Source organism: Achromobacter ruhlandii (genome assembly GCF_002082135.1).
GTDB lineage: Bacteria > Pseudomonadota > Gammaproteobacteria > Burkholderiales > Burkholderiaceae_B > Achromobacter > Achromobacter ruhlandii.
On record NZ_CP017433.1, the window covers coordinates 5,213,548 to 5,235,116 of the forward strand.

Here is a 21,569-nt window from a genome sequence, read left to right on the forward strand (position 1 = left end):
AATCCGACGCCATTGCGCCGCGAGCCGGCAACGCGCCGCGGCGGGCCGCCGGGCGCTTTCCGAAGCGGGGGTCGTTGTTGGAGGGGTGTCGCGGGCGGTCGGCTCAAGCCGCGCCCTGAGCCTGCCATTTGTCCCAGCCGGCGCGGCGCAGCTTGCAGGCCGGGCATTCGCCGCAGCCATAGCCCCAGGCATGGCGCGCGCCGCGCTCGCCCAGGTAACAGGTGTGGCTTTCCTCGACGATGGTCTCGACCAGCGCGTCGCCGCCCAACTGCTTTGCCAGCGCCCAGGTTTCCGACTTGTCGATCCACATCAGCGGCGTCTCGATGGTGACGCGGCTGCCCAGCCCCAACCCCAGCGCCACCTGTTGCGCCTTGATGGTGTCGTCGCGGCAATCGGGATAGCCCGAGAAATCGGTTTCGCACATGCCGCCCACCAGCACGTCCAGTTGGCGCCGGTAGCCCAGGGCGGCGGCCAGCGTCAGGAACAGCAGGTTGCGTCCCGGCACGAAGGTGTTGGGCAGGCCGTTTTCCTGCATCTCGATGGCGCGGTCGCTGGTCATGGCCGTGTCGCCCACCTGGCCCAGCACCTTCAGGTCCAGCAGATGGTCTTCGCCCAGGCGCGGCGCCCATTGCGGAAAGCGCGCGCGGATCTCGCGCAGCACGTTCAGGCGCGCATCCAGCTCGATGCGGTGGCGCTGGCCATAGTCGAACGCCACGGTTTCCACATGGGCATAGCGGTCCAGCGCCCAGGCCAGGCAGGTGGTGGAATCCTGTCCGCCCGAAAACAGCACGAGCGCGCGACGTTGGTGGTTCAGCATAAAAGGGGGTTTCTGCAAAGACTAAGGGATAGAGCCAGACTTTACCGCAGCCGGCCGTCTTTCCCGTAAGGAAGCCTGCGTAAAATCGGTGACGTTTTCGTTTGTGGTTCACCCGTAGCGCGCATCACCCCACCCTCCCCTTTTCCAGCAGCCCGACGGATCTCCCGCCCGATGAATGCCAGCCGCCCGCAGTCCGATTCAGCAGAACCCTTGCGTCACGATATCCGGCTGTTAGGCCGATTGCTGGGCGAAGTCATCGCCGAATGCGAAGGCAAGCGCGTCTTCGACACCATCGAGACCCTGCGCCGCACCGCCGTCAAATTCCGCCGCGAAGGCAACGCCGCCGACGGCAAACTGCTGGAGCAACGCGTCAAGCACCTGCAGGGCAGCGACCCCAACTCGGTGGCGCGCGCCTTCAGCTACTTCCTGCACCTGTCCAACATCGCCGAGGACCGCGACCAGAACCGCAGCCAGCGCGCCCGCGCCCTGGCCGGCGATGCGCCCGCGCGCGGCAGCCTGCGCGACGCGGTGCAGACCCTGGGCCGCCATGGCGTGACGCCCGCGCGCATCCGCCGCCTGCTGGCCGACGCCTGCGTCATGCCGGTGCTGACCGCCCATCCCACCGAAGTGCAGCGCAAGAGCACGCTGGACGTGCATCGCGAGATCGCGGCCGCGCTGGTCCAGCGCGACAACCCGCTGACGCCGGAAGAACAGGCCGAACTCGACGCCGCATTGCTAGGCCGCGTGGCCACGCTGTGGCAGACGCGCATGCTGCGCTACACCCGCCTGACGGTGGCCGACGAGATCGAGAACGCGCTGTCGTACTACCGCAGCACCTTCCTGCAGGTCATCCCGCGCGTCTACGGCGACCTGTCCAAGCTGCTCAACCGCGACGCCAAGCCGTTCGGCGCGCCCCCGCCGCCGCTGGAGCCGTTCCTGCGCATGGGCAGCTGGATCGGCGGCGACCGCGACGGCAACCCGAACGTGGATGCCGGCACGCTGGAACGCGCGCTGCTGCGCCAGGCCACCGTGCTGTTCGAGCACTACCTGCAGGAAGTGCACGCGCTGGGCGCCGAGCTGTCCATCACCACGCTGCTGATCGCGGTCGACCCGGCCTTGCTGGCGCTGGCCGAGCACAGCGGCGACGACTCGCCGCATCGCAGCGACGAGCCCTACCGGCGCGCGCTGGTCGGCGTCTACGCGCGCCTGGCCGCCACCGCGCTGCGCCTGACAGGACAGGACCTGGCGCGCCGCAGCACCGTCGCGGCACAACCTTACGGCACGCCGCAGGAACTGTCGGCGGACCTGGCCGTCATCGCGGCGTCGCTGTCCGCGCACCATGGCGCGCCCATCGGCAAGTTGCGCCTGGCGGGGCTGCAGCAAGCGGTCGAGGTGTTTGGCTTCCATCTCGCCACGGTCGACCTGCGGCAGAGCTCAGACGTGCACGAACGCGCGCTGGCCGAGCTGTTCAGCCGCGCCGGCGCCACCCATGACGGCCAGCCGCTGGACTACCTGGCGCTGGACGAAGACGCGCGCGTGGCCCTGCTGCGCGCCGAACTGGCGCAGGCGCGGCCGCTGGCCTCGCCCTGGATCGCCTACAGCGAAGACACCACGCGCGAACTGGCGGTGCTGCGCGCGGCCGCCGCCGGCCGCCAGCGCTATGGCAAGCAGGCCGTGCGCCAGACCATCGTCTCGCACACCGAAACGCTCAGCGACCTGCTGGAAGTGATGGTGCTGCAAAAGGAAGCGGGCCTGATCGCGCCCGCCGGCCAGGACATCCCGCCAGAAGACGGCCTCATGGTGGTGCCGCTGTTCGAGACCATCCCCGACCTGCAGCGCGGCGCCGACATCATGGCCGCCTGGCTCGACCTGCCCGAGATCCGCGAGCGCGTGAAGCGCGCCCAGAATGGCGCCCAGGAAGTCATGCTGGGCTACTCGGACAGCAACAAGGACGGCGGCTTTCTCACCTCCAACTGGTCGCTCTACCAGGCCGAACGCGCGCTGGTGGACGTCTTCTCCAGCCGCCACGTGCGCCTGCGCCTGTTCCATGGCCGCGGCGGCTCGGTGGGCCGGGGCGGCGGCTCCAGCTTCGACGCCATCCTGGCGCAGCCGCCGGGCACGGTGGCCGGCCAGATCCGCCTGACCGAACAGGGCGAAGTCATCCAGAGCAAATACAAAGACGCCGAGGTCGGCCGCTGGCACCTGGAGCTGCTGGTCGCCGCCACGCTCGAATCCAGCCTGGCGCCGCGCGCCGAGGCCACCAGCGCGGAAGACGCGCACATGGCGCAGCACGGCCCGGCCATGTCATTCATGTCCGAGACCGCGCAGCGCAGCTACCGCGGCCTGGTGTATGACACGCCGCGCTTTGCCGAATACTTCTTCGCCGCCACCCCCATCGCCGAGATCGCCGGGCTGAACATCGGCTCGCGCCCGGCGTCGCGCAAGAAGGGCCAGCGCATCGAAGACCTGCGCGCCATTCCCTGGGGATTCTCCTGGGCCCAATGCCGCCTGATGCTGACCGGCTGGTACGGCATGGGCTCGGCCATCGAGGCCTATCTGGAAACCGGCGCGCCGGGGGCGCCGCGCTCGCGGCGCGGCCGCCTGGCCCAGTTGCGCGAGATGGCGCGGGACTGGCCGGCCTTCCGCACCCTGCTGTCCAACATGGAGATGGTGCTGGCCAAGTCCGATCTGGCCATCGCCGCGCGCTATGCGCAGCTGGTGCCGCAGCGCGCGCTGCGCGAGAAGATCTTCGGCATGATCAGCGCTGAACACGCCCGCACCCTGGCCATGCTCAAGCTGCTGACCCGGCGCGAGCTGCTGGCCGACAACCCCGCGCTGCAGGCCTCGCTGCGCGAGCGCTTCGCTTACATCGACCCGCTCAACTACCTGCAGGTCGACCTGATCCGCCGCCACCGCGCCGCGCAGAAGTCGCCCGCTGCCGAGGCCGACGAACGCGTGCAACGCGCGATCCACCTGACCATCAACGGCATCGCCGCCGGGTTGCGCAACTCGGGGTGAGGCAACAGGGCAACGCCGCGCCGGGGCTTTGGGCTCCGGCGCGCGCTTTGCCCCCATTCCATCGATTCGACCCTCCACGCAGAACGCGACGCGGCCTCGGCAGGCGGCCTTGCGCGCGTTCCGCACTGTCCACCTGACGAACGCCCCAAAACGGCCATTTGTCCACCCCCGGCAACTTTTAGTACTATCTTCGTCAGAAATTCTATATACGCACAAATGTTCGTATATAGAACACAACGATTTTTCTGGCCCGCGCACAGGAAGACACCGACGGAAGAGACAGATCGCAGTTCCCTGGTTCCGCCTGTGCCGCCCGCCGCGCGCGCCCCGTAAGGCAAGCGAACCCTCATGGATACTCCCCTGCAGAACCTGGCCGTCATCGGCGCCGGCGCCATGGGCAGCGGCATCGCCGCGCTCTTCGCCTCGAAGGGATTGGACGTGGTCCTGGTCGATCCGATGGAAGGCGCCCTGGATCGTGCCCGCGCCGTCATCGAACGCCAGTTGAATGTCTACGCCCCCGGCCAGGTCGCCGCCGTGATGCAACGCATCCGCATGGCGCCCGGCCTGGACGCGGCCGCCGCCTGTGACCTCGTCATCGAGGCGGTGCCCGAGAACCTGGAACTCAAGCGCGGCCTGTTCGCCCAGCTCGACACGCTGTGCAAGCCCGAAGCGATCTTCGCCACCAACACCTCGGGCCTGTCGATCAACGCCATCGCCAGTGCTGTCACGCGCCGCGACCGCTTCGTCGGCACGCACTTCTTCACCCCCGCCGACGTCATCCCGCTGGTCGAAGTGGTGCGCAACGACGCCACCTCGGAAGACACCGTGGCGCGCGTCATGGCGACGCTGCGCCTGGGCGGCAAGCGCCCGGTGCTGGTGCGCCAGGACATTCCCGGCTTCATCGCCAACCGCATCCAGCACGCCCTGGCGCGCGAGGCCATCTCGCTGCTGGAAAAAGGCGTGGCCAGCGCCGAGGACATCGACGAAGTGGTCAAGTGGAGCCTGGGCATCCGCCTGGCGCTGTCGGGTCCGCTGGAACAGCGCGACATGAACGGCATCGACGTCCACTACGCCATCGCCAGCTATCTCTACAAAGACCTGGAAAACCGCACCGAGCCGTCCGACCTGCTCAAGAGCAAGGTGGAGAACGGCCAGCTCGGCGCCAAGAGCGGCCAGGGTTTCTACGCCTGGAGCCCCGAGCGCCGCGAACGGGTGCTGCGCGAGAAAAGCGCGGCGCTGGGCGAGCTGGCCGCGTGGCTCAACGCCAAGGCCGGCGATTCCTGACGCGGCTAGCGCAACACCGAATACCTACACCATAAGGCGCGCGGCGATCCGTACGACGCGCCAGCGGGCCACGAGCCCAACCACACAAAGAAACCGACCGTCCCATCCGCCACGCGCCAACATCCGGCGCACGGCGGCGCAAGACACAAGAGCAATACGCCTTACCGGAGTTCGTAGGAGGCACCATGAATAAATTGGCATCTTTTTTCACTGAGCTGATGCGCAAGTATCTGCCCGATCCCTTTGTCTTCGCGATCGCGCTGACCCTGCTCACCGTGCTGCTGGCCATGGGCATCGAAGGCCAGGGCATCGGCGACGTGACCCGCGCCTGGGGCAAGGGCTTCTGGAGCCTGCTGGCCTTCACCACCCAGATGGCCGTGATCCTGGCCATGGGCTACGTGCTGGCCACCGCGCCGCTGACCGACCGCCTGCTCAACCGCATCGTCAGCCACGTGCACAAGCCGCACACCGCCATCATCGTCGCCACGCTGGTGGGCGGCATCGGCAGCTACCTGAACTGGGGCTTCGGCCTGGTCATCGGCGGCATCGTCGCCAAGAAGCTGGCGCTGAAGGTCAAGGGCGTGCACTACCCGCTGATCATCGCCGCGGCCTACAGCGGTTTCACCATGTACGGCCTGGGCCTGTCGGCCAGCATCCCCGTGCTGGTGGCCACCCCCGGCCACCCGACCGCCAAGCAGATGGGCATCATCCCGCTGACGGAAACCATCTTCTCGGTGCCGATGCTGATCACCAGCCTGGTGATCATCGTGACGCTGCCGCTGCTGAACGCCTGGCTGCACCCGAAGAAGGGCGAGAAGATCGTCGAAGTGGACCCGGCCATCGACCGCGACGCCAACGCGTCCAACGCGGCCGAAGACATGCTGGAGAAAGGCACCCTCGCCTCCAAGCTGAACAACAGCCGCATCCTCAGCCTGCTGATCGGCGCGCTCGGCGTGGCCTACGTCGCCTTCCACTTCATCGACGGCGGCTCGCTCGACCTGAACCTGATCAACTTCATCATCCTGTTCCTGGGCATCATCCTGCTGGGCACGCCGGCCGCCTACGTGGCCAAGCTGACCGAAGGCATCAAGACGATCTCCGGGATCATCCTGCAATACCCGTTCTACGCGGGCATCATGGCCATCATGGCCGCCTCGGGCCTGGTGACCACCATCTCGAAGGTGTTCGTGGACGTCGCCACCCCGGCCTCGCTGCCGTTCTGGGGCCTGATCAGCTCGTTCGTCATCAACTTCTTCGCGCCCTCGGCCGGCGGCCACTGGGTCATCCAGGGTCCGTTCATGATCGACGCCGCCCGCGAGATCGGCAGCGCGCTCAACCAGACCACCATGGCCGTGATGCTGGGCAACGCCTGGAACGACCTGGTGCAGCCCTTCTGGATCCTGCCGGCGCTGGCGCTGTCCAAGCTCAAGCTGCGCGACGTGATGGGCTATACGGTCATCATGATGCTGTGGGTCGGCGTGATCCACATCACCGCCGTGCTGGCCTGGGGCTACCTGACGCATTAAGCCCCCCCGTACGCGCTTGCGCGCGCCCCCCAGGGGGCGACACCTGCAGACCGGCTGAGCCGGATCTGGCGGTGTCCTCGCTGGGGAGGCAGATGGAATGTTGAGAGGCGGTGTTCTTGAGGACGCCGCGACTGAGAACTGAATTGGGAGCTGAGATGAGCAAACCTACCGCGTATCTGGTGACCGGCGGCAGCGCCGGGATCGGCGCCGCCATCATCCGCATGCTGCTGGATGCCGGACACAAGGTCGTCAACATCGACTACCGCCTGCCCGAGAATCCGCCGGCCGGGCTGGTGTCGTACCAGGCCGACCTGACCGACGAGGCGCGCACCAAGGAAGTGGCCGCCGAAGTGACCGCGGCCTACGACATCGTCGGCCTGGTCAACAACGCCGGCGCCACGCGTCCCGGCACCGCCGACACGGCCACCCTGGCCGACCTGGACTACGTGGTCAACCTGCATCTGCGCACCGCGCTGATCCTGGTGCAGGCCGCGTTGCCGGCGATGCGCGCGGCCGGCTTCGGCCGCATCGTCAACATGTCATCGCGCGCCGCGCTGGGCAAGCCGGACCGCGTGGTCTATTCGGCCACCAAGGCCGGCCTGGTCGGCCTGACGCGCACGCTGGCGATGGAACTGGGCGGCGACGGCATCACCGTCAACGCCATCGGCCCCGGCCCCATCGCCACCGACCTGTTCACCAAGAGCAATCCGGCCGGCGCGCCGCAGACCGAACGCATCATCAACAGCATCGTGGTCAAGCGCCTGGGCACGCCCGAGGACGTGGCGCGCGCCGCCATGTTCTTCCTGTCGCCCGACAACGGCTTCGTCACCGGCCAGATGCTGTATGTCTGCGGCGGCACGACGCTGGGCGTCGCCCCGATCTGAGGCCGGCCGCCATGTCCGCCCGCCTGCCCGACTCCGCCCGCCCGCGCCGCCTAGCGGCGCAGCAGCGCGTGGTTGATCTGGTCGGCGGCGTGGCGCAGCGGCGGCAGGAAGGTCGCCAGCATTTCCTCGCGCGAGAAGCGGTTGGCATGGCCGCTGACGTTCATCGCGGCGATCACGCGGCCGCTGCGGTCGACGATCGGCACCGCCACGGACTGCAGGCCCGGTTCCAGTTCCTGCGCCACGCAGGCGTAGCCGTCGGCGCGCACGCCGGCCAGGATGGCCTTGAGCGCGCCGATGTCGGTCACGGTGTCCTTGGTGTAGGCCTGGATCTGGCTCATCGCCAGCACCCGGTCCAGTTCGGCCGCGGGCAGGCCCGCCAGCAGCACGCGGCCCATCGACGTCACCCAGGCCGGCAGGCGGCTGCCCACGGCCAGGTTGATGGTCATGACCTTGTGCGTCGACAGCCGCAGGATGTAGACGATGTCGGCGCCTTCCAGCACCGACACCGAGCACGACTCGCGCGTCTGTTCGGCCACTTCTTCCATGTAGGGCAGCGCCAGGTTCCACAGCGGCGTGCCCGACAGGTAGGCGTAGCCCAGCTCAAGGATGCGCGGGGTCAGCGCGAACTTGCGGTCCTCGACCGTGACGTAGCCCAGGTGCTCCAGCGTCAGCAGGATGCGGCGCGCGCCGGCGCGGGTCAGGCCGGTCACGGCCGCGACCTCGGACAGCGTCATCTGGGAACGATCCGGGCCGAACGCCCGGATCACGGACAGGCCGCGCGCAAAAGATTGAACGTAGCTGTCGCTGGGTTGCTGGGTTGCTTGCTCGGCCATCCGTCTACCGCGAGAAAAAACGTTGCCGCTGGCGGCAACCCTGGACGGGGAGGATCGGGCCGCGCCGGCTTGCCTTGACGGTCGACCATCCCCATGAAACGATGTTCTTCAGAAGAACGAAAGTTCTAATTAAGAACAAATTATGACACGCCACCTATGAGCGAACACCATGATTTCTAAGCTTGTTGCAAGCGCGGCGGCCGCCCTCGCCGACGTCCCCGACGGCGCCACCGTCATGATCGGCGGCTTCGGCACCGCCGGCCAGCCCATGGAACTGATCGACGCCCTGCTCGAGCAAGGCGCCAAGGACCTGGTCATCATCAACAACAACGCCGGCAACGGCACCACCGGCCTGGCCGCCCTGCTGGGCGCCAACCGCGTGCGCAAGATCATCTGCTCGTTCCCGCGCCAGGTGGACTCGCAGATCTTCGACGGCCTGTACCGCAGCGGCAAGATCGAGCTCGAACTGGTGCCCCAGGGCAACCTGGCCGAGCGCATCCGCGCCGCCGGCGCCGGCATCGGCGCGTTCTTCTCGCCCACCGGCTACGGCACCCCGCTGGCCGACGGCAAGGAAACCCGCGAGATCAACGGCCGCCAGTACGTGCTGGAATATCCGCTGCACGCCGACTACGCGCTCATCAAGGCCGAGCGCGGCGACCGCTGGGGCAACCTGGTGTACCGCAAGACCGCGCGCAACTTCGGCCCCATCATGGCCAGCGCCGCGCGCGTGGCCGTGGCGCAGGTGCGCGAAGTCGTCGAACTGGGCGCCCTCGATCCGGAAACCGTCGTCACCCCCGGCATCTTCGTGCAGCGCGTCGTGCAGATCGACGCCGCCCAGGCCGCCAAGGAGCAGCAATGAGCACCAAACTGACCCGCGACCAGATCGCCGCCCGCGTCGCCCAGGACATCCCTGAAGGCGCCTACGTCAACCTCGGCATCGGCCTGCCTACGCTGGTGGCCAACCACCTGCCGGCCGACCGCGAAGTCATCCTGCACACCGAGAACGGCATGCTGGGCATGGGCCCGGCGCCCGCCAAGGGCGAGGAAGACTACGACCTCATCAACGCCGGCAAGCAGCCCGTCACCGAACTGCCCGGCTGCTCGTTCTTCCATCACGCCGACTCGTTCGCGATGATGCGCGGCGGCCACCTGGACATCTGCGTGCTGGGCGCCTTCCAGGTGTCGCAGCACGGCGACCTGGCCAACTGGCACACCGGCGCGCCCGACGCCATCCCCGCCGTGGGCGGCGCGATGGACCTGGCCATCGGCGCCAAGGACGTCTTCGTCATGATGGAACTGCAGACCCGCGAAGGCCAGAGCAAGCTGGTCGACGCCTGCACCTATCCGCTGACCGGCGTGCGCTGCGTGTCGCGCGTGTACACCGACGTGGCCGTGTTCGACATCCGCGCCGACGGCGTCACGGTGATCGACATGTTCGGCGAAACCACCGCCGACGACCTGCTGCGCCTGACCGGCCTGCCGCTGAAGTTTTCCAACTGATCATTCCCCCCGCGCCCCGGCAACGCCGGGGCCGATTTCCTGGAGACACCCATCATGTTGTTCATGGTTCAAATGCAGGTCAATCTGCCCGTCGATATGCCGGCCGCCCAGGCCGACAAGCTCAAGGCCGACGAAAAGGCCCTGGCGCAGCAGCTGCAACGCGACGGCAAGTGGAAGAGCCTGTGGCGCGTCGTCGGCCGCTACGCCAACGTCAGCATCTTCGACGTGCAGGACAACGACGAACTGCACGCGCTGCTGTCGTCGCTGCCGCTGTTCCCCTACATGGACATCCAGGTGACGGCGCTGGCGCGCCATCCCTCGGCGATCTGAACGGAGCCGCCCATGCCCTACATCATCGAAACCTTCGACAAGCCCGACCACCAGGCCGTGCGCCAGCAGCATCGCGCCGCGCATCTGGAATACCTGGACGCCAACAAGCATCTGCTGCTGGCCTGCGGCGCCAAGCTGCAGGATGACGGCAAGGACCTGGGCGGCGGCCTGTACATCGTCGACCTGGACACGCGCGAGGCCGCGCAGCAGTTCATCGACGCCGATCCCTTCGCCCAGGCGCAGCTGTTCCAGCGCGTGACCATCACGCGCTGGCGCAAGGCCTACGTCGACGGCACCTGCTATCTGTAATCGCCACGCGGCCGCCTCCGGGGGCCGCGCTTTCATTCCCCGAGGATTTACCGCATGTCTTACGCCGATCTCAGCCAGGCACGGCTGTTCTACGTCATCGATGGCCCCGCCGACGCGCCGGTGCTGGTGCTCTCCAATTCGCTGGGCACCAACGCCGACATGTGGGCGCGCCAGGTTCCCGCGCTGAGCAAGCACTTCCGCGTGCTGCGCTACGACACCCGCGGCCACGGCAAGTCCTCGGTCCCCGACGGCGAATACACGTTCGCGCAACTGGGCAACGACGTCGCCGAGCTGCTGGCGCACCTGAACATCGAGCGCGCCCACTTCTGCGGCCTGTCGATGGGCGGCCCCACCGGCCTGTGGCTGGCGCTGAATCGGCCCGAGCTGATCGGCAAGCTGATCCTGTGCAATACCGCCGCGCGCATCGGCTCGGCCGAAGGCTGGAGCGCCCGCATCGCCGCCGTGGCCGAACAGACGCTGGAAAAGATGGCCCCGACCCTGGTCGAGCGCTGGCTCACCGACGGCTACCGCGCCGCCGAGCCGGGCCTGTCGCAGGTGCTGGTCGATATGCTGCGCCGCACCCCCGACGCTGGCTACTCCGGCAACTGCGCCGCGCTGCGCGACGCCGACTTCCGCGAACAGGTGTCGGCCATCAAGGCGCCGACGCTGGTCATCAGCAGCACCCACGACCTGGCCGCCACGCCCGCGCAGGGCCAGGAACTGGCCGCCGCCATCAGCGGCGCGCGCTATCTCGAACTGAACACCTCCCACATCTCCAACTGGGAACAACCGGAAGCCTTCACCCGCGCGGTGGTCGACTTCCTCGCGGAGTAAGCCATGCAGCGCTGGACCCATCGGCCCGAAGGCTCCAACTGGGGCGACTTCGGACCCGACGACCAACTCGGCCGCCTCAATCTCATCACCGAAGAACAGGTCCTGAAAGGCGCGCGTGAAATCCGCGCCGGCAAGACCTTCTGCCTGTCGCTGCCGCTGGACCTGCCCGGCGGCAACGTGCTCAACCCGCGGCGCCATCCGCCGCAACTGAGCCCGACGCGCCTGGCCGACACGCCCTACCTGAACTTCCCGCTGCGCAACGTCAACCCGGACGCGGTCGACGTGCTGAGCGACGACCAGGTGCTGCTGTCGATGCAGTACTCGACGCAATGGGACGCGCTGGCGCACGTCGGCGCGCTGTTCGACGCCGACGGCGACGGCAAGCCCGAGCTGCGCTACTACAACGGCTACCAGGCCGGCGTCGACGTCGTCGGCCCGGCTGACGGCGACCACACCGGCTGCGGCTGCAACAGCGGCGGCCCCTCGGCCGCGCTGAAGCTCGGCGTCGAGAACCTGGCGCAGAAAGGCATGCAGGGCCGCGGCGTGCTGCTGGACCTGGCGCGCCACTACGGCCCCGGCCGCACCCTGGTCGGCCACGCCGAGATCCAGCACGTGCTGAAAACGGACGGCATCGAGATCGAGCCCGGCGACATGCTGGTGCTGCGCACCGGCTACGCCGAAGCCGTGGTCGCCATGGCCGGCAAGCCCGACGCCGAAGTGCTGCACACCTACGGCGCCGCGCTCGACGGCACCGACGCCGCGCTGCTGCAGTGGATCACCGACAGCGGCATCGCCGCCATCTGCGCCGACAACTACGCCGTGGAAGCCTATCCCGCGCGCGAGAAAACCGGCCCGCGCGCCATGCTGCCGCTGCACCATCACTGCCTGTTCAAGCTGGGCCTGCCGCTGGCCGAGCTGTGGTACCTGAAGGATCTGGCCGACTGGCTGCATGCCAACGGCCGCCACCGCTTCATGCTGACCGCCCCGCCGCTGCGCCTGCCGCACGCGATCGGCTCGCCGGTCACGCCGATCGCGACGGTGTAGGCGACGCGCCTCGGGTCGCGCCGGGCGCGGCCGGGAGGCCCGCCTGGCAGGCAGGGCCGTCCACGACCGTGCCGCGATCCTGGCCCACGGCAACCGATCACGTCCTGCTTGCGACGCGCAGAAAAAAGCGCCGGTCCGTTCAACGGCCGGCGCTTTTCACTTGCGCGGAATCAACGCCGCGTTCAGCCTTTCAGGCAGGTGCTCATGAAGGTCTTGCGCTTGTCGCCAGTCAGCTTCTGTTCGCCGGCCTTGGCGTTGCAGTCCTTCATCTTCTGCTGCTGCGGCGTCAACTGCTTGGCGGGCGGCGGCGCCTCGCCCTTAAGGCAGGCGCTCATGTACGTCTTGCGATCATCGCCCTTCTTGCCTTCGGCCGACTTGTTGCAATCGGCCATGCGCTGCTGCTGCGGGGTCGGCGTCTTGGCTGCCGGCGTGGCGGCGGGCGCGGGGGTCTTGGCGGGTGCGGGCGCGGCGGCCGGCGTCTGGGCGTGGACGGCGCCCAGGAAACAGGCGGACAACACGATGGCCGAAGCCAATTGGCTAGTACGAGAAAGCATGAGTTCCTCCCTTGATCGCCCGCCGGCGCCATCCTGGCGCGCGCCCGGGCCGCAAGATCCGCCGGCCAAGTTGCCGGCGTGGTCATCATCGGACAAAGCCGCATGCTTCGCAAGCGTCGAAAGGACAACAAATGCTAACGCCGCCGCGATCATTCAGCTTACAGAAAGGTGGTGCCAGACCGTTCCGGCGACGGCCATTTTTCCACCGAAAACCGCGTGCCGCCCCTCGCGCCGCCGCGCCGAGATTCCGCCCAAATCGCCTGAAACGCCCGCAAGTTGGAGACATTCCGATGCACTTGTGGCATCCACGGCGGAATCTGCGGCTATCCCCAGCAACCTGTTACCCATTCATCCCTTTGGGCCGTTGTGCCCGGGTCGGGAAAGGTGTGAGATAGACGCATGCCCCGACACGCGACGCCAAAGACAGCGACCGGGACGCCCCGGCAGCCGGGCAACAGGAGACCGCCATGAAATCCGCCCTCGCCATCCTCGCATTGCTGGCCGGCCTGACCGGCGCCGCCAACGCGCAAAGCCTGTACGGCGTCACGCTCGGCAATATCCAGGCCGTCCGCGACACCAACGAAAACCAGTCCACCATCACCGGTTTGCTCGCCAACCAGTCCAGCCGCGCCGTCAACTACGTGATGCTGACTTTCGTCCTCTACGATGACCAGGGCCGCGAGATCGGCCGGGTGCGCGATGACGACATCGGCCCCCTGGCGCCGGGCCAGATCAAGACCATCCGCGCCATCACGCCGCTCCGATTCGCCAAGGTCACCGCCCTGGACATCCGCGCCCGATGAATGGTTGGCCCCCACGCTGCGCGCTGCGCGCTTGCTGCCCCCCGAGGGGGCTGTCCGGCCTTCGGGCGGCCGGGCGGCCGGACGGCTTTTCTTGCGCGACGGACGTGCGCTTTCCACGCTGCGCTTACTTGCCCAACGGATTGCTCCGGCAAAAAAACCCTTATCTGGATAGGGTTTAGTCAAGCCGGCGTCAGGCCAATTGTGGGAAAATTCCGCAGCCGACTCGACAAAAGGGGCTTCCACACGAAGCCCCTTGTTGCGTCTGCCGGCACGCCGGCATGCCCGGCCTCGTTACCAAGGAAGTGAAAAGATCATGTTTCCCAAAAGACTCACCGAAGGCTATCAGTCCTTTCTCGCCGGCCGTTTCCATTCCGAACGCAGCCGCTACGAAAAGCTGGCCGAAACTGGGCAAAGCCCGGAAATCCTGATCATCGGCTGTTGCGACTCGCGCGTCTCGCCCGAAGCGATCTTCGACGCCGGCCCCGGCGAAATGTTCGTCGTGCGCAACGTCGCCAACCTGGTCCCGCCCTGTGATCCCGATTCCGAGTCCTCGTACCACGGCACCAGCGCCGCGATCGAGTTCGCCGTCAACGGCCTGAACGTCAAACACATCGTCGTCCTCGGCCACGCCTCCTGCGGCGGCATCCGCGCCTTCTTCGACGACGCCAAGCCGCTCACCAAGGGCGACTTCATCGGCAAGTGGATGTCCCAGATCGCGCCCGTCGCCGAAGAACTCGGCCCCGGCGGCGACGACCGCGCCGCCAACCTCAAGCGCCTCGAACTCGCCGTCATCGGCCACAGCCTGAACAACCTGATGACCTTCCCCTCCATCCGCCGCCGCGTCGAAAGCGGCGACCTGGAGCTGCACGGCACCTACTTCGGCGTCGCCACCGGCGTCCTGTTCCTGCGCGACCCCGCCACCGGCGAATTCAGTCCCTGCCTGGAAACCGGCCTGCCCGGCTGATCGCTCCGCGAACGCGGCGGCTCGGCCGCCGCGTGCATACCGCCACAGGCAAATAGCGCAGGCGCATCCGCGCCAAGCAAACGCGGCTGGCACGCCAAACCGTCACTGCGCAGCCGCAACATCACCCGGCCAGCGCAACGCCATCACCAGCGCGCAGCGTCATCCCCCCGACGCCAGACACCCAAACGCCAAAGAAGGCCGCCCGCGTGAACTGACCCCCGAAAGTTGGACGTAGATCCAACCTTCGGGGGTTTTTACATGGCGAAGTACGATCAGAGCTTCAAGCTCAAGGTAGTCAGGCAGTATGAGTCAGGCTCTGGGGGCAGCAAGGCGATTGCCGCCCGTCATGGGCTTGATCACGCAACGGTGAGGCGGTGGGTGACCCGTTACCAGGCGCACGGTACATCTGGACTGCGGCGCAAGAGTGCCAGCTATGACGCGGCGTTCAAGCTGAAGGTGCTCAAGCGCATGTGGCGCGAACAGTGGTCTGAAGCCCAGACAGCGGTGGCGTTCGACATTCGCTGCGCATCGCATATTGGCAAATGGGCGCGCCAGTATCATGCTGGAGGTATCGACGCACTGCGGCCTCTTCGTGAGGGTCGCCCCAAGACCATGAGCACCAAGCCAGCCAAGCCTGACGTTCCTCGCACCGAACTGGACGACAAGCAGATCATCGCCAGGCAGAACCAGGAGTTGATCGAGTTACGCGCCGAGGTCGCGTACTTAAAAAAACTCGATGCCTTGATCCAGGAAAAGCGGCGTGCGGCTGCGCAGAAAAAGCGCAAGCCGTGACTGGGTTGAGGCAGCACCATCCGCTGGCGGCCTTGCTCAAGGCGGCCAGTCTGGCGCGCAGCACTTACTACTACCAGGTCAAAGCGGCCCAAACTACCGACAAGTATGCTGAGATCAAAGGCAGGATCCGTGCTGTCTACACAAGCCACAAGGGCCGGTACGGCTACCGGCGCATCACAGCCGTGTTACGCCAAGCGGGGCAGTCCGTGAACCACAAGACGGTACAAAAACTGATGCAGGTGCTGGGCTTGAAGTCGCTCGTGCGCACCAAGAAGTACCGCTCGTATCGGGGGCAGCCGCATCACGTGGCGGGCAACGTGCTAGCGCGCGGCTTCGAGGCGGCATGTCCGAACGAGAAGTGGGTCACCGACGTGACCGAGTTCAACGTGCATGGCCAAAAGCTGTACCTGTCGCCGGTGATGGACCTGTATAACGGCGAGATCGTGGCCTATGAAACCAGCCGCCGGCCGGTGTTCGAGCTCGTGGGCAGCATGCTGAAAAAGGCGCTGGCGCGGCTGCGGCCGACCGAGCACCCCGTCCTGCACTCTGACCAGGGTTGGCAATACCAGCAGCCTATGTACAGGCGGATGCTTGCTGCCCGGTCTGTGACGCAGAGCATGTCACGCAAGGGCAACTGCCTGGACAATGCCGCCATGGAAAGCTTCTTCGGCACGCTCAAGGCCGAGTTCTTCCACCTGAACCGCTTCGAGAGCGTCGAGCAGTTGCAGGCCGGCATCCGGCAGTACATCCGTTACTACAATCATCACCGCATCAAGCTCAAGCTAAAAGGCCTGAGCCCGGTGCAATACCGAGCTCAGGCCTTCGGGCTTTAGCTTCTTCTGACCGTCCAACTTCTGGGGGTCAGTTCAGCGCGGCCGCCTTTGGCGACCCCGCAAGACCTTCCCCTACCCCCGATCGCTGGCAAAAACGCCAAGCACACGACTCGCCCCAAAGCCCGGCCGTTAAGTCTCATCAAAAGCGGGAGCCGGGGCAGGCGGGGGATGGCGGGGCGTGTAGATGCGCCCGACGGAATCTGAAGGGAAGGCCGAAGGCCTGGACGAAGATGAGGAAGGGGTAGTCCGGAGCGAACGCTCCGGACCGCAATCGTAGCCCCGCCATCCCCCGCCTGCCCCGTCACCCGCGCCTAAAGAACCCAACAACAACGCCAGCAATCCCCTCAAACCCGATAGGCCTGCGCCAACCTCTCATAATTATTCTTAAGAATGATCCCCGCATAGTAGACATGCTCCCGCATCAGATCCTCGGCCCGCGCCCCATCCCGCGCAATAATGGCATTCACGATCCGATGATGATCATCATGCGACCGCAGAATGATCCCATGGTCCTCCCACAGGATGATCCGATCCGACGCATACGGAATCGCCTGCGCCTGCGTCGCGAACCGCTTCACCCACGGATTGCCCGCCGCCTCCAGGATCCCGTTGTGCAAGGTGATGTTGACCTGCTGGTACGGCAGATGATCCTCCGCCAGCAGCACGCCCTTGCCGAGAATGCGATCGCCTTCGTCCAGGCAGTTCTTCAGCACCGCCACCGCGTCATTCGATAAACCGCGCAGCGCCGCCTGCCGACAGGCCAGGCCTTCGAGCGCCGCGCGCACCTCGTAAGCCGCCACGATCTCGGCCAGGTCATAGGCCCGCACGGTGTAGCCGCGCTTGGGCAGGTGCTCCAGCAACCCCTCGTTGCCCAGCGTCGCCAGGGCCGCCCGCACCGGCGTGCGCGACACCCCCAGTTTCTCGGCCAGCGGGATTTCCTCCAGGCGGGCCCCGGGGCTGAACTTGCCATGCAGCACCCAGTCCCGCAGCGTATCGGTCACGTGTTGAGATAGCGTATCCATGCCCGCATTGTATACATGAAGAATACATGCGACACCGCCACTTACCACCGCGCTAGGGCTTTCACCAATGAGAACAGTCAAGGTTCCTCGACAAATACGGGAAACCCCCTATACCTGCCACCCCATCATGTATACATAATCGCCAAAAATTCAGATCAGCGGACGCTTCCTCCAAGGCGGGCGAATCCGCGCAACAGGAGACAGCATGTCCAATGTATCCACGCCGGCCGCGGGCCCGGCCCCGCGGCTCGCGCTCGTCACCGGCGGCGGCGGCGGCATCGGCGCCACCATCTGCCAGGAGCTGGCCCGCGCCGGCTACCGCGTGGTGGTGTCGGACGTGGACGCCCAGCGCGCCCGTCGCGTGGCCGACGAACTCGGCGCGCCGCACAGCGCCCATGCCTTCGACGTCAGCGACGAAAGCGCCGTCGAAACGGCGTTCGACCAGATCGAAAAGACTCACGGCCCCATCGCCGTGCTGGTCAGCGCCGCCGGCCTGCTGCTGTTCCAGGCCAACGGCGAACGCCCGCTGATCAAGGACACCACGCTCGACATCTGGGAACGCAGCTTCGCCGTCAACGCGCGCGGCGTGTTCCTGTGCGGCCGCGCCTACCTGCGCCGGCGCGAAGCCGCGCCGCTCCAGCATGGCCGCATCGTCACCTTCACCTCGGTCGCCGCGCAGTTGGGCGGCTATCGCTCCAGCGCCTCGTACATCGCCGCCAAATCCGCCGTGCTGGGCCTGACCAAGGCCATGGCGCGCGAGTCCGCGCACCTGGGCATCACCGTCAACGGCATCGCGCCGGGGCTGATCGACACCGACATGCTGCGCAGCACCGTCACCAGCAGCGGTGCGCTGGCCGCCGCGGCGCAGGCGATTCCGCTGGGCCGCATCGGCACGGTGGACGACGTCGCCGCGGCCGTGCGTTTCCTGGCCTCGGAAGAAGCGGGCTACATCACCGGCAGCGTCATCGACGTGAACGGCGGCTACCGCATGCAATGAACACTGTGCAGTGAACCCAATCCGGCGGCCTAGCCGCCACGCAGCAACGCGCCATGGATAAAGGCGCGCACTCAAAAAACGGGAGACAAACCATGAAGCCCCTTCGCCGCCACGCGGCCGCCGCGCTATGCGCCCTTGCCCTGGGCGCCTCCGCCCAGGCCCAGCAGGAACCCGGCATCACCGACAAGACCATCCGCATTGGCCTGTTCGCGCCCCTCTCGGGCAGCGGCATGGCCTACGGTTTCGACGTGCTGAACGCCGCCAAGATGTGGTACGCCAAGGTCAACAAGGAAGGCGGCGTCAACGGCCGCCAGATCGAACTGGTGATCGAGGACGACCGCTGCAACGCCAACGACCTGGTGGCGGCGGTCAAGAAGCTGACCGAGCAGGACAAGGTGTTCCTGCTGAACGGCGGCTCGTGCTCGGCCGCCGTGGTGGCCGCGCGCGAGTACGTCGAGCGCGAGAAGGTGCCGCTGGTCATGCTCAACGCCTCGGGCGACGGCGCGCTGTATCCGCCGTCCAAATACATCTACGGCGCGTTCTCGATCTCGCAGCACGCCGTGGGCGGCTCGATGGTGCAGTTCGCCAACGAGCACCTGAAGGCCGCCAAGATCGGCTACATCAACCACGACGACGCCTACGGCGGCTGGAACCTGGAAGCCGCGCAGGCCCAGGCCAAGCAGTTGGGCAACGTGAACCTGCAGGTGCAATCGGTCAATCCCAACATCACCGACGTCACCGCGCCGATGCTCAAGATCCGCGCCGCCAACCCGGACGTGCTGCTGTTGACGACGTATGCCCGCCCCGCCGCGCTGATCATCAAGAAGGCGCAGGAACTGGGCTGGAACAAGCCCATCGTGCTGGCCGTCAACGGCACCGCCGACCTGAAGCAGCTGGTGGAGAACGTCGGCAACAAGGACGCCTTCAAGAATGTCTACATCCAGGAAGTGCTGAGCGACATGCCCGGCGGGCCCAAGCTGACCTGGGTCTACGACATGTACAAGCAGGCCTATCCGGACCTGGCCGCCAAGCCCGGCCACCCGCAGACCTACATGCCCTACGGCCTGCCGCCGGCGATGGCGGTGGTCAATGCGCTCAAGGCCGCCGGCCCGCAGCCCACCCGCGAGAAGGTGCTGGCCGCGCTGGAGACCATGAAGTTCGATTCCGGCGTCATGGCCGGCCCGATCGAGTTCGGCCCGAACGACCGCGCCGCGCAGGAATCGGCCATCTACATCAAGTTCGACGGCACCAACATGTCGCTCGTGCCGGGCGCCTTCAAGAGCGTCTGGCAGTACCAACCGTAACCGCCGACACAGGCCAGTGTGCTGTCCCGTAGATACGTGCGCATGACGTGCGGGCGTATCCGCGGGACAGCGCACCCAGTCCGCGCCGCGGCGCAGCGCCGCGCGGACCGCCGGAGACCATCATGAGCTTTGCCGATATCTGGTTGTTCCTGCAGCAGGGGGTGCTGTCGGGACTGGTGACGGGCAGCGTGTACGCGCTGCTGGCGGTCGCCGTTGTCATCATTTTCAAGACCACGGATGTGCCCAATTTCGCCCAGGGCGAGATCTTCATGGTCGGGGGCTACATCGCCCTGTTCCTGACCCTGGTGATGGGCTGGCCCTACCTGGCGGTCATTCCGGTGACGCTGGCCGTGGTGGCCGTGGTCTCCGGCCTGTTCCAGCGCGTCGTCATGGAGCGCGTCATCGCCTCCAAGGGCGTGGGCGTGCAGATGGTGATCGCCACGCTGGGCCTGGCCTACGCCCTTAAAGGGCTGGTGCGCCAGAGCGGGCTGGGCGACACGCCGCGCTCGCTGCCGCCGCTGGCTCCGACCGACGCCATCCTCATCGGCGACGCCGTGCTGACGCAACTGGACCTGGTGATCTTCGCCGTCGCCGTGGGCGTGATGCTGCTGCTGTACGGGATGTTCACCTATACGCGTGTCGGCAAAGCCATGCGCGCCGTCGGCATGAACCCCAAGGCCGCGCGCCTGGTGGGCGTGAACCTGACGCGCATCCGCATGATGGTGTGGGCGCTGTCCGGGCTGATCTCGGCCGTGGCCGCGCTGCTCATCACGCCCAAGATCCTGATCACGCCGGACATCGGCCACATCGCCATCCTGGCCTACGCGGCCGCCATCGTCGGCGGCATCACCAGCCTGCCCGGCGCGGTGGTCGGCGGCTTCGTGATCGGCGTGGCCGAGAACCTGGTGGGCCTGTTCATTTCGACCAACGCCATCGTGGTGGCGCCCTTCGTCGCCATCATGGTGGTGCTGCTGCTGCGTCCGCAAGGCCTGCTGGGCGGCAAACTGCAGGTGAAAAAAGTATGAAATCCAAGACCGACCGCGCCCTGCTGGCGCTGATGGCCGTGGCGCTGGCGGCCCTGCCGTTCATGGCCAGCGGCTATGTGATCTACGTCGTCAACCTGCTGATGGTGTTCGTGGTACTGGCCCTGGGCCTGCACATCGTCATCGGCGAGACCGGGCAGTTCGCCCTGTCGCACGCCGCGTTCTATGGCGTCGGCATCTATACGGCGGGGCTGATCAACAACCTCTGGCATCCGCCCTTCTTCCTCTCGATCCTGGCGGGCGGGCTGCTGGCCGCGCTGCTGGGCTACATCATCGGCGCCCTGGCGCTGCGCATGCGCGATATCTACCTGGCGCTGTCGACCTTTGCCTTCGGCGAGGCGATGCAGTGGGTGTTCCTGAACTGGCAGTCGGTGACCAATGGCTCGAACGGCTTCCGCATTTCGCCGGCCACGCTGTTCGGCTATGAACTGGTGACCGACATCAAGGCCTATCCGTTCGTGGTCGCGATCGCCGCGCTGCTGCTGTGGATCACCGTGGCCCTGTCGCGCTCGCAGCTGGGCTCGGCTTTTCGCGCCGTGCGCGAGAGCGACGTGGCGGCGCAGGCCATGGGGGTGAACGTCAACGCCATCAAGCGCGCCGCCTTCACGCTGTCGGCCGCCTACGCCGGCATCGCCGGCGGCATGTACACCACCTTCGCCTCGTTCATCCACCCGGAAAGCCTGGGCTTCCAGACCACCATCCTGATCCTCACCATGGTGGTGGTAGGCGGCATCGGCTCGGTGCGCGGCGCCATCGCCGGCGCCATCGGCTTCGGCCTGATCTCGGAGCTGCTGCGCCAGGCGCTGTCGTTCCAGGAAATCATCTACGGCGTGATCCTGATGGGCTTCATGATGTTCGCGCCCAAGGGCCTGTTCGCC

General features: G+C 66.9%; 21 protein-coding genes and 1 pseudogene. 18 read left to right on the top strand and 4 right to left on the bottom strand.

Features of this window, described 5'->3' with window-relative positions; genetic code table 11:
* Positions 1-103 precede the first annotated feature (103 nt).
* Entirely contained in the window at positions 104-817 is a 714-nt protein-coding gene (gene queC, locus AruCF_RS23595; protein WP_049076594.1) for a 7-cyano-7-deazaguanine synthase QueC, read from the bottom strand.
* Positions 818-988: 171 nt separating this feature from the next.
* On the opposite strand from queC, the gene ppc reads away from it, so the two are divergent.
* The 4 genes from ppc (at position 989) to AruCF_RS23615 (ending at position 7,529) form a co-directional block, all read left to right on the top strand.
* Entirely contained in the window at positions 989-3,835 is a 2,847-nt protein-coding gene (gene ppc, locus AruCF_RS23600; protein WP_049076595.1) for a phosphoenolpyruvate carboxylase, read from the top strand.
* A gap of 348 nt (positions 3,836-4,183) precedes the next feature.
* On the top strand, positions 4,184-5,119 hold the full coding sequence (locus AruCF_RS23605; protein ID WP_049076596.1) for a 3-hydroxyacyl-CoA dehydrogenase family protein: 936 nt from the start codon (positions 4,184-4,186) through the stop codon (positions 5,117-5,119).
* Positions 5,120-5,304: 185 nt separating this feature from the next.
* Entirely contained in the window at positions 5,305-6,645 is a 1,341-nt protein-coding gene (locus AruCF_RS23610; RefSeq protein ID WP_049076597.1) for a short-chain fatty acid transporter, read from the top strand.
* Positions 6,646-6,800: 155 nt separating this feature from the next.
* Positions 6,801-7,529 carry an SDR family NAD(P)-dependent oxidoreductase gene (locus AruCF_RS23615; RefSeq protein WP_026382241.1) on the top strand — a complete coding sequence of 243 codons (729 nt, stop codon included), beginning with the start codon at positions 6,801-6,803 and terminating at the stop codon, positions 7,527-7,529.
* A gap of 50 nt (positions 7,530-7,579) precedes the next feature.
* Here AruCF_RS23615 and AruCF_RS23620 read toward each other — a convergent pair whose 3' ends face one another.
* The gene (locus tag AruCF_RS23620; protein ID WP_020926101.1) at positions 7,580-8,362 is read right to left on the bottom strand and encodes an IclR family transcriptional regulator; all 783 of its coding nucleotides are present in this window, start codon (positions 8,360-8,362) and stop codon (positions 7,580-7,582) included.
* Between the two features lie 169 nt (positions 8,363-8,531).
* Between AruCF_RS23620 and AruCF_RS23625 the strand changes: the two genes are divergently transcribed.
* The 6 genes from AruCF_RS23625 to AruCF_RS23650 are packed head-to-tail and all read left to right on the top strand — an operon-like array spanning position 8,532 to position 12,379.
* Positions 8,532-9,221, top strand: a complete 690-nt coding sequence (locus AruCF_RS23625) for a 3-oxoacid CoA-transferase subunit A (protein WP_024070578.1) — start codon at positions 8,532-8,534, stop codon at positions 9,219-9,221.
* Entirely contained in the window at positions 9,218-9,862 is a 645-nt protein-coding gene (locus AruCF_RS23630) for a 3-oxoacid CoA-transferase subunit B (RefSeq protein ID WP_049076598.1), read from the top strand. Before AruCF_RS23625 ends, AruCF_RS23630 begins: the two co-directional genes overlap by 4 nt.
* Before the next feature lie 54 nt (positions 9,863-9,916).
* Positions 9,917-10,192, top strand: a complete 276-nt coding sequence (catC, locus tag AruCF_RS23635; RefSeq protein WP_020926098.1) for a muconolactone Delta-isomerase — start codon at positions 9,917-9,919, stop codon at positions 10,190-10,192.
* A gap of 12 nt (positions 10,193-10,204) precedes the next feature.
* Positions 10,205-10,501, top strand: a complete 297-nt coding sequence (locus AruCF_RS23640) for a YciI family protein (RefSeq protein WP_006390035.1) — start codon at positions 10,205-10,207, stop codon at positions 10,499-10,501.
* A 54-nt stretch (positions 10,502-10,555) separates the two neighbouring features.
* The gene (gene pcaD / locus AruCF_RS23645) at positions 10,556-11,335 is read left to right on the top strand and encodes a 3-oxoadipate enol-lactonase (protein ID WP_049076601.1); all 780 of its coding nucleotides are present in this window, start codon (positions 10,556-10,558) and stop codon (positions 11,333-11,335) included.
* A 3-nt stretch (positions 11,336-11,338) separates the two neighbouring features.
* Positions 11,339-12,379: a cyclase family protein gene (locus AruCF_RS23650; RefSeq protein ID WP_049076602.1), complete on the top strand. Its 1,041-nt coding sequence runs from the start codon at positions 11,339-11,341 to the stop codon at positions 12,377-12,379.
* A gap of 182 nt (positions 12,380-12,561) precedes the next feature.
* On the opposite strand, the gene AruCF_RS23655 is transcribed toward AruCF_RS23650, so the two are convergent.
* Positions 12,562-12,933 (bottom strand): PsiF family protein, encoded by a 372-nt coding sequence (locus tag AruCF_RS23655; protein ID WP_049076604.1) that lies wholly within the window; start codon positions 12,931-12,933, stop codon positions 12,562-12,564.
* A gap of 467 nt (positions 12,934-13,400) precedes the next feature.
* Between AruCF_RS23655 and AruCF_RS23660 the strand changes: the two genes are divergently transcribed.
* The 4 genes and pseudogenes from AruCF_RS23660 to AruCF_RS29295 form a co-directional block, all read left to right on the top strand.
* Positions 13,401-13,736, top strand: a complete 336-nt coding sequence (locus tag AruCF_RS23660; protein WP_049076613.1) for an FxLYD domain-containing protein — start codon at positions 13,401-13,403, stop codon at positions 13,734-13,736.
* A 313-nt stretch (positions 13,737-14,049) separates the two neighbouring features.
* On the top strand, positions 14,050-14,700 hold the full coding sequence (locus AruCF_RS23665) for a carbonic anhydrase (protein WP_049076615.1): 651 nt from the start codon (positions 14,050-14,052) through the stop codon (positions 14,698-14,700).
* 258 nt (positions 14,701-14,958) lie between these two features.
* Positions 14,959-15,492, top strand: coding sequence for a helix-turn-helix domain-containing protein (locus AruCF_RS30145; protein WP_049076618.1), 534 nt, complete (start codon positions 14,959-14,961; stop codon positions 15,490-15,492).
* Positions 15,429-16,325: pseudogene (locus AruCF_RS29295) on the top strand (IS3 family transposase); the annotation flags it as partial. The gene AruCF_RS30145 and the pseudogene AruCF_RS29295, both read left to right, overlap by 64 nt.
* Before the next feature lie 344 nt (positions 16,326-16,669).
* Here AruCF_RS29295 and AruCF_RS23680 read toward each other — a convergent pair.
* Complete coding sequence (locus AruCF_RS23680) at positions 16,670-17,326, bottom strand: GntR family transcriptional regulator (RefSeq protein ID WP_230846684.1); 657 nt, start codon at positions 17,324-17,326, stop codon at positions 16,670-16,672.
* 226 nt (positions 17,327-17,552) lie between these two features.
* On the opposite strand from AruCF_RS23680, the gene AruCF_RS23685 reads away from it, so the two are divergent.
* The 4 genes from AruCF_RS23685 to AruCF_RS23700 form a co-directional block, all read left to right on the top strand.
* Complete coding sequence (locus AruCF_RS23685) at positions 17,553-18,344, top strand: SDR family NAD(P)-dependent oxidoreductase (RefSeq protein ID WP_049076620.1); 792 nt, start codon at positions 17,553-17,555, stop codon at positions 18,342-18,344.
* Between the two features lie 92 nt (positions 18,345-18,436).
* Positions 18,437-19,648 (top strand): ABC transporter substrate-binding protein, encoded by a 1,212-nt coding sequence (locus AruCF_RS23690; protein ID WP_049076622.1) that lies wholly within the window; start codon positions 18,437-18,439, stop codon positions 19,646-19,648.
* 122 nt (positions 19,649-19,770) lie between these two features.
* Positions 19,771-20,673 carry a branched-chain amino acid ABC transporter permease gene (locus AruCF_RS23695; protein WP_049076624.1) on the top strand — a complete coding sequence of 301 codons (903 nt, stop codon included), beginning with the start codon at positions 19,771-19,773 and terminating at the stop codon, positions 20,671-20,673.
* On the top strand, positions 20,670-21,569 hold a 900-nt coding region (locus tag AruCF_RS23700; protein ID WP_254431148.1), incomplete at its 3' end, for a branched-chain amino acid ABC transporter permease. The genes AruCF_RS23695 and AruCF_RS23700, both read left to right, overlap by 4 nt.

Excerpts from the sequence above, each read along its gene's own strand:
- queC (WP_049076594.1), bottom strand. The coding sequence starts at position 817 with ATGCTGAACCACCAACGTCGCGCGCTCGTGCTGTTTTCGGGCGGACAG.
- ppc (WP_049076595.1), top strand. The coding sequence starts at position 989 with ATGAATGCCAGCCGCCCGCAGTCCGATTCAGCAGAACCCTTGCGTCAC.
- AruCF_RS23605 (WP_049076596.1), top strand. The coding sequence starts at position 4,184 with ATGGATACTCCCCTGCAGAACCTGGCCGTCATCGGCGCCGGCGCCATG.
- AruCF_RS23610 (WP_049076597.1), top strand. The coding sequence starts at position 5,305 with ATGAATAAATTGGCATCTTTTTTCACTGAGCTGATGCGCAAGTATCTG.
- AruCF_RS23615 (WP_026382241.1), top strand. The coding sequence starts at position 6,801 with ATGAGCAAACCTACCGCGTATCTGGTGACCGGCGGCAGCGCCGGGATC.
- AruCF_RS23620 (WP_020926101.1), bottom strand. The coding sequence starts at position 8,362 with ATGGCCGAGCAAGCAACCCAGCAACCCAGCGACAGCTACGTTCAATCT.
- AruCF_RS23625 (WP_024070578.1), top strand. The coding sequence starts at position 8,532 with ATGATTTCTAAGCTTGTTGCAAGCGCGGCGGCCGCCCTCGCCGACGTC.
- AruCF_RS23630 (WP_049076598.1), top strand. The coding sequence starts at position 9,218 with ATGAGCACCAAACTGACCCGCGACCAGATCGCCGCCCGCGTCGCCCAG.
- catC (WP_020926098.1), top strand. The coding sequence starts at position 9,917 with ATGTTGTTCATGGTTCAAATGCAGGTCAATCTGCCCGTCGATATGCCG.
- AruCF_RS23640 (WP_006390035.1), top strand. The coding sequence starts at position 10,205 with ATGCCCTACATCATCGAAACCTTCGACAAGCCCGACCACCAGGCCGTG.
- pcaD (WP_049076601.1), top strand. The coding sequence starts at position 10,556 with ATGTCTTACGCCGATCTCAGCCAGGCACGGCTGTTCTACGTCATCGAT.
- AruCF_RS23650 (WP_049076602.1), top strand. The coding sequence starts at position 11,339 with ATGCAGCGCTGGACCCATCGGCCCGAAGGCTCCAACTGGGGCGACTTC.
- AruCF_RS23655 (WP_049076604.1), bottom strand. The coding sequence starts at position 12,933 with ATGCTTTCTCGTACTAGCCAATTGGCTTCGGCCATCGTGTTGTCCGCC.
- AruCF_RS23660 (WP_049076613.1), top strand. The coding sequence starts at position 13,401 with ATGAAATCCGCCCTCGCCATCCTCGCATTGCTGGCCGGCCTGACCGGC.
- AruCF_RS23665 (WP_049076615.1), top strand. The coding sequence starts at position 14,050 with ATGTTTCCCAAAAGACTCACCGAAGGCTATCAGTCCTTTCTCGCCGGC.
- AruCF_RS30145 (WP_049076618.1), top strand. The coding sequence starts at position 14,959 with ATGGCGAAGTACGATCAGAGCTTCAAGCTCAAGGTAGTCAGGCAGTAT.
- AruCF_RS23685 (WP_049076620.1), top strand. The coding sequence starts at position 17,553 with ATGTCCAATGTATCCACGCCGGCCGCGGGCCCGGCCCCGCGGCTCGCG.
- AruCF_RS23690 (WP_049076622.1), top strand. The coding sequence starts at position 18,437 with ATGAAGCCCCTTCGCCGCCACGCGGCCGCCGCGCTATGCGCCCTTGCC.
- AruCF_RS23695 (WP_049076624.1), top strand. The coding sequence starts at position 19,771 with ATGAGCTTTGCCGATATCTGGTTGTTCCTGCAGCAGGGGGTGCTGTCG.